Origin of the sequence: Bacillus sp. AFS001701 (genome assembly GCF_002559405.1) — a bacterium.
Classification (GTDB): domain Bacteria; phylum Bacillota; class Bacilli; order Bacillales; family Bacillaceae_G; genus Gottfriedia.
Map to the genome: position 1 here is coordinate 1 of NZ_NTZO01000019.1, position 6,975 is coordinate 6,975.

The 6,975-nt window shown below is 33.8% G+C and carries 6 protein-coding genes; 5 read left to right on the forward strand and 1 reads right to left on the reverse strand.

Features of this window, described 5'->3' with window-relative positions; all coding sequences use genetic code 11:
- Positions 1 to 812: class I adenylate-forming enzyme family protein (locus CN514_RS01980; protein WP_141529283.1), on the forward strand; the 812-nt coding region annotated here is incomplete at its 5' end.
- Between the two features lie 56 nt (positions 813 to 868).
- Here the strand turns inward: CN514_RS01980 and CN514_RS01985 are convergent.
- Entirely contained in the window at positions 869 to 1,480 is a 612-nt protein-coding gene (locus CN514_RS01985) for a TetR/AcrR family transcriptional regulator (protein WP_098231141.1), read from the reverse strand.
- Positions 1,481 to 1,705: 225 nt separating this feature from the next.
- Between CN514_RS01985 and kynU the strand changes: the two genes are divergently transcribed.
- From kynU to CN514_RS02005, 4 genes are all read left to right on the forward strand, one after another.
- Complete coding sequence (kynU, locus tag CN514_RS01990) at positions 1,706 to 2,992, forward strand: kynureninase (RefSeq protein ID WP_098231142.1); 1,287 nt, start codon at positions 1,706 to 1,708, stop codon at positions 2,990 to 2,992.
- Between the two features lie 38 nt (positions 2,993 to 3,030).
- Positions 3,031 to 4,461: an amino acid permease gene (locus CN514_RS01995; RefSeq protein WP_098231143.1), complete on the forward strand. Its 1,431-nt coding sequence runs from the start codon at positions 3,031 to 3,033 to the stop codon at positions 4,459 to 4,461.
- A gap of 227 nt (positions 4,462 to 4,688) precedes the next feature.
- Positions 4,689 to 5,444, forward strand: coding sequence for an alpha/beta fold hydrolase (locus CN514_RS02000; protein WP_353652048.1), 756 nt, complete (start codon positions 4,689 to 4,691; stop codon positions 5,442 to 5,444).
- A 202-nt stretch (positions 5,445 to 5,646) separates the two neighbouring features.
- Positions 5,647 to 6,948, forward strand: coding sequence for a hypothetical protein (locus tag CN514_RS02005; RefSeq protein WP_098231145.1), 1,302 nt, complete (start codon positions 5,647 to 5,649; stop codon positions 6,946 to 6,948).
- The last annotated feature ends 27 nt before the right edge of the window (positions 6,949 to 6,975 follow it).

Genomic DNA, 6,975 nt, shown 5'->3' on the forward strand with positions numbered 1-6,975 from the left:
ATATTGAAAAGTATAAAATTACTTTATTTTTTGGTGTTCCTACAATGTATAACTATTTACAGCAAGTTCCAAATGCTGATCAATTTGATCTTTCTTCCGTAAAACGGTGTGCATATGGTGCAGCTCCCATGCCACCTGAAATTTTAATGAAAAGTATGAAATTATTTAATACAAATCAATTTTTCAGCTTATGTGGATTAACAGAAGGAGGGCCAACAGGAGTTTATCTTTCACCAGAAGACCATGAGCATCATTTCGGAAAAACAGGAAAAACACCATTACTCTATACAATTATTAAAGTAGTCAATAAACAAGATGAAGAAGTTTTACCTGGTGAAGTTGGTGAATTGATCTTAAAAGCTGAAACAATTATGAAGGAATACTATAAAAAGCCGAAAGAAACAGCAGATACGATTAAAGATGGTTGGTTATATACAGGAGATTTAGCTGTAGTAGATGAGGAAGGGTATATCACGTTAGTTGACCGAAGTAAGGATATGCTAATTTCAGGTGGAGAAAATATTTATTCAGTTGAAATTGAAAACGTTTTATATGAGCATAAAGCTATTTTAGAAGCAGCAGTGATCGGTACGCCTGATGCTAAATGGGGAGAAGCCGTAACGGCAATTGTCGTATTAAAGCCAGGGCATCGCCTATCTTTTGAGGAGATTCAAGCTTTTTGCCGTGAAAGAATGGCAGGGTATAAGATTCCTAGAGTTGTTGAATTTATTGAGCAGCTTCCTCGAAATGCATCAGGGAAAGTTCAGAAATTTATATTACGAGAAATGTATTGTAGTGCTAAATCGAAATAGAAATCAAAAAGAGCTCAAACTTTAGAATTAAAAGTCTGAGCTTTTTATTTTGATTCTTAATAAAGACCAGTTGTATAAAGTGATGTGATCGTTTTGGCAATTTCTTCAATAGTATAATGCTGTTCATTTCGAACGATTTCCCATAAGTACATCTCATTTGTAAAAAACCAAGCTCGCGCGACTAGTTCATCGTTTAACTCTTTTCTAGCTAACCCTATTTCTTGTGCATATTTAATATCTATTGAGATGCGATTTATAAACTTTTCACGAATCGTTTTCCATTTGTCTGAAATAATTTCGGATACTCCAATTGCTTGTTCAAAAATTTGCATCATATTTCGCTCATCTTCTGCCATTTTTAGAAAAGAAGTAGCTTGTTTATAAATAATCGATTCAGCGGATTCTTTCGTTTCAGGAAAAAAGTGAGTTTCGGCAATTTTATAAAACCTTTCCATTACACTTTCCATTAATACAATCAAAAGCTCTTCCTTACCTTTAAAGTGTACATAAGCTGTTCCGTATCCAATATCAGCTTTTTTTATCATTTGTGTTATCGTCGCTTTTTGAAATCCTTCTTCAAGAAATACTTCTTTAGCAGCCTCGAGTAGTTTTTGTCTTGTCATCATTGAACGTAATTGACGCTTAGATTCTACTTTGTCATTACTCATACTACGATCCTCCAACATATGTTACTTCTAGCATATAGGTAAATGAATAAAAATGAAAGAAATGACAGAAAAACTATGTACGGATAACATAAAATCAGCTCTTTATGTCTAAACCTTCTTTATTATCAGAAAATATGACATCATGTCATTGACATTATGTCAGTTATTTTGATATGATTTTTTCACAAATAGATTTAAATAATAGATTGATAGAGGAGGAACATTATGAGTACGAAAGTTACAGAAACAAGTTTAGAATACGCAAAAAAAATGGACAGTCTCGATTCTCTTAGACAGTTTAGAGATGAGTTTTACTTAAAACCTGGTTCAATCTATATGGATGGAAATTCATTAGGACTACTTTCTAAAAGAGCTGAACGTACTTTACTAGAATCTTTGGATGATTGGAAGAACTATGGTATAGACGGTTGGACAAATGGAAATCATCCATGGTTTTTCATGGCCGAAAAATTAGGAGAAAAATTAGCTCCGTTAGTTGGTGCTTCTTCTGAGGAAGTAATTGTAACCGGTTCAACGACCGTTAATTTACATCAGTTAGTTGCTACTTTTTTTCAACCAAAAGGTAATCGAAAAAAGATTTTAGCTGATGAGCTTACTTTCCCATCAGATATTTATGCTCTTCAAAGTCAACTACGTATTCATGGACTCGATCCTGAAAAAGACCTTATTTGCGTAAAAAGTAAAGATGGACGTTATTTAGAAGAGGAAGACATTATTCATGCAATGACGGATGAAATTGCATTAATTATTTTACCGACAGTATTATATCGCAGTGGTCAAATTTTAGATATGAAGCGTTTAACTGAAGAAGCTCATAAACGAGGAATTTTAATCGGTTTTGATGGGTGTCATTCAGTTGGATCAATTCCACATTCTTTTAGTGAATGGGACGTTGATTTTGCCTATTGGTGCAATTATAAACACTTAAATGGTGGACCAGGTGGTGTAGGTGGATTATTTGTTAATCGTAAACATTTTGGTTCATTGCCTGGACTTGCAGGGTGGTTTAGTTCAAGAAAAGATAAACAATTTGATATGGAGCATACGCTAACTCCTGCTGAAACGGCTGGTGCTTATCAAATCGGGACTCCACATGTATTAAGCTGTGCACCGTTATTAGGATCATTGGAGATTTTTACAGAAGCGGGAATTGTTGCGATTCGAGAAAAATCACTACAGATTAATCAATTTTTAATGGATTGTATTGAACAAGAATTACCAGACATGGGGTTTTTCATTGGATCTCCTAGAGAGGATGCTCGTCGAGGAGGACATGTCAGTCTAGAGCATGAAGAAGCAGCTCGTATATGTAAGTCTTTGAAAGAAAACGGAATTATTCCTGACTTCAGAGCACCAAATATAATTCGTCTAGCACCAGTAGCACTTTACACTTCTTACGAGGAAGTTTGGGAAGTTGTACAAACACTTAAGAAAATCATGACTGAAAAGCAATATGAAAAATTTAAAAATGAACGTGAAGTTGTCGCGTAAGTTTAGTTGGCTATCTAAGGGGACAAGGGGATGAGATTATGAAGAAATCCACCACTAATTATAAAATTGAAAACGAGCAAGAAAAAGGCTTAAAAAGAGAGTTGAAAACTAGTCAACTAACGATGATTGCAATGGGTTGTGCAATTGGAACGGGTTTATTCCTAGGAAGCGGATTAGCAATAAAAACTGCTGGTCCAAGCGTATTACTTAGTTATGCAGTTGGTGCGTTCATCGTCTTACTGCTCATGGGCTGCTTAGCTGAGATGACCGTTGCACATCCTACTAGTGGTTCGTTTGGAACAATTGCTGAAAAATATATCCATCCTATGGCTGGGTATCTTGTCCGATATTCATATTGGGTGGCACAAGTACTTGCTGTTGGAGTAGAAGTAAGTGCAATTGCAGTCTATATGAAATATTGGTTTCCAACTGTACCTGGAATCGTTTGGATCTCCTTTTTTGCAGCAGTGTTAATCTATATAAATGCTACTAGTGTTAATACGTTTGCAACATTTGAGTATTGGTTTTCAATGATTAAAGTAAGCGCAATTGTTGGTTTTATCCTATTTGGAGCTTATGTCTTGTTTGGAGCATCTAACCACGGGAATATTGGTGTAGAGAACTTAACAAATGACGGAGGGTTTATGCCATTTGGTTGGTGGGGCATGTGGGTAGCCGTATTTATTTCGTTATTTAGTTTTCTAGGAACTGAAATGATAGCGGTTACAGCAGGCGAAGCAAAAGAACCTGATATTGCTGTTCCAAAAGCTCTTAAAGCAACAGTTTTTCGTTTATCAATTTTTTATGTATTAACGATTGGAATCATGCTCATCATCGTTCCTTGGAAATCAGCAGGGGTAGATGAAAGTCCATTTGTAAAGGTTATGGAGATTTTAAATATACCTTTTGCATCAGGCTTTATGAACTTTATTATTTTAACGGCAGCTTTGTCAGCGATGAATAGCCAATTATATGCTTCAACACGTATGGTGTATTCACTTTCTAATAGTAATCATGCACCGAAAATTTTAGGCAAAGTAAGTAAAAAAGGTGTTCCAGTAAATGCTCTTGCAGTTTCAACAGTTGGAATTGTTGTTGCCGGAATCGTAAATGCAGTCCTACCAGATTCCTCTTATGCATTTATGATGGGAATCTCAATGTTTGGTGCGATGTTTACTTGGATGACAATCTTTATTTCACATCTATTTTTTAGAAGGAAATGGGAACAGTCAGGCGGGCGAAAATTACCAGTAAAAATGATCGGTTTCCCTTACTTCACAATTTTAGGAGCGATTTTATTGTTAGGATTAACCATTACTTCTTGGTTTACTGGCTTTAAGATTATGCTTCAATTCGGAATACCATGGCTAATTGTATTATCCATTGCTTACTTATTTATTGATAAAAATAAGGATCATAAAATTCAGCAAAACGATACAGTATTTAAACAAAAGACAGATAAGTTTTAGAGTAGGAAGTTCTTGGGGATTTGTATTTAAATGATAAGAGGATGTCTCATAAGTAAAATTACTTGTGAGACATCTTTTTTTAGATACTTGTAAAATATAAAACATAAATTAGTATATATTTTTGACTGTTGGTAATTTCTATTTATAATGTGATTAAAGAGTAATCCAATATTCTTGAATGGAGTTGAAAGATTATTAATAGTAAAATAGAACTTCAAAATTTATCAATTGCTTTTAAGGACCAAGGTAAAGGAAAGCCAATTGTTTTAATTCATGGTTTTATGGGGAGTCATGCATATTGGGAAAAAGTAATTCCAAAGTTGGCAGAAGATTTTCGAGTAATCGCTATTGATTTACCAGGGCATGGAGATTCCACTTCTATAAAAGAAGAACATTCAATTGAAGATTATGCAGATATGCTTAAAGATCTACTAGATCAATTAAACATTAATCAAGTAACTTTATTTGGGCACTCGTTAGGAGGTTATATTACACTAGCCTTTGCTGAAAGATACTCAAACTATTTAAATGGATTTTCATTAATCCACTCTACGGCTTATCCAGATAGTGAGGAAGCAAAAAAAGGTAGAATGGCAAATGCTGAAAAAGTTAAAAATGAAGGAGTGAAAAACGTAGTCGATGGATTGATTCCTAAACTTTTCTCTCCAAAAAATATTCAAAAAAATAGTTCAGAAATAGATATAGCAAAGCAGATCGGGTATAAAACTTCAGTAGATGGGACTGTTAAGGCCTTAATAAGTATGAAAAATAGACCTGACCGAAATCATGTACTGAACGATACGAATTTACCAGTACTTTTATTAGCAGGTAAAGACGATCAGATTATTCCGCCTGAAAAGACTTTTTCGGTCCAAAAAGAAAATATTAAGACTTCAACTTTAAATAACGCAGGGCATATGAGTATGTATGAGTCCCCTGAAGAATTAGTAAACGAGATGAAGGGTTATTTAAGTTCGTTTTAATGGCAGAAAATTAGAATTAGATAATGTAAAAGAATTAAAAGGGCTTTGATTCAAGAAAATCTCTTGATGTAAAGTCTTTTTTTATGCAATCAATTTTTAATAAACGTGGTAAATTAAGGTGTAGTACTGTTAAGATTAATTAGATAAAGTACATAATGAAAAAGTAAATAAAACAAATCCGCGAGTATTTGGGGGTGTAATAATGTATCGTATTGGACTGGTCGGCCCAGAATGGTCTTTAGAACGAATTTTAAGTTTTTCTAAGGAATATGAACAAGAAATGAAGTTTTTTCCTTTTTCCTATGAGGAACCAGTGGAAACAAAAGAAATCGTAAAGAAACATGATCGAGATGTTGATGTCTGGCTTTTTTCAGGGCAATTACCATATAATATTGCCAAAAAAGATCTATATTCTAGTGAAAAATTATTGTATATTCCACATACTGAGGCTACTGTATATAAAAGTCTGCTTAATATTATGTATCATACTGATAAGTTAATTAGGCGATTAAGCGTTGATATGCCGATGTATTCTAATCTATTAGAGGATGCATTAGAGCAGCTGAATAACCCATTTGATCAGCTTTATATAAAAAGGTTTGAAGGAGAAGAGATAAATTTAGAGGAGATATTACAATTTCATCTTGAATTATGGGAAGCAAATAAAACGGAAGGTGTTTTGACTAATTTTCCAACTATTTATCAAGAATTAAAAAGAAGAGAAGTTCCAGTTGAATGGATCTCAACTAGTAGAGTTGATATTCGGCAAACATTAAAGCTATTAACGGAAAAAGTAAAAGGACTATATTTTAAGGACTCTCAAATTGGAGTAGAGTTGATTGAAATAGAAAATTTTGAGGAGATTATTAAGAAAGCAAAATCACCATATCATTTACAGCACATCGAGCTTCGTATTAAGAATGTGCTTCTAACACTTTGTGAACAATTAAATGGTTCTTTAATTGAAAAAGGGTACGGGAAATATTTAATATACAGTTCTAGAGGTGCAATTGAACGAGAGATTAAACTGTTAGAAAATACGGTCGAACAGTTATCGTTAGAATCTGATTCGAAAGTCTCCGTAGGTATTGGTTTTGGGGAGACGGTTTTTTCAGCAGAAAAACATGCGATTGAATCAATTCAACAGTCAAAAGAGACGAATAATCGAAAAATCATAATTGTGCAAGAGAATGGTGAAATCATCGAGTCAGTTGGTAGAGAAGAAGAGTTTTCATATGCTTATCGAACAGATGACCAAGAATTGTTGCAAAAACTTAAATTAGGCAATATTAGCGTGAAGACATTTCATAAAATCCAAAATCTCATTAAGAGAATGGGGTGGTCCGATTTTACAACAAAGAATTTAGCTGAACAGCTTAATATGACAGAACGAAATGCTAGGCGCATAGTTGCAGATCTGTGTGAAGTAGAATTATTAGAATGTATTGGCGAAGAATCTTTATCTTTCCGAGGGAGACCTAGTAAAATATATCGCTTTAAATAAACATTTCAAAAATGGAGTGTTTATTTT

Excerpts from the sequence above, each read along its gene's own strand:
- CN514_RS01995 (WP_098231143.1), top strand. The coding sequence starts at position 3,031 with ATGAAGAAATCCACCACTAATTATAAAATTGAAAACGAGCAAGAAAAA.
- CN514_RS02005 (WP_098231145.1), top strand. The coding sequence starts at position 5,647 with ATGTATCGTATTGGACTGGTCGGCCCAGAATGGTCTTTAGAACGAATT.
- CN514_RS01985 (WP_098231141.1), bottom strand. The coding sequence starts at position 1,480 with ATGAGTAATGACAAAGTAGAATCTAAGCGTCAATTACGTTCAATGATG.
- kynU (WP_098231142.1), top strand. The coding sequence starts at position 1,706 with ATGAGTACGAAAGTTACAGAAACAAGTTTAGAATACGCAAAAAAAATG.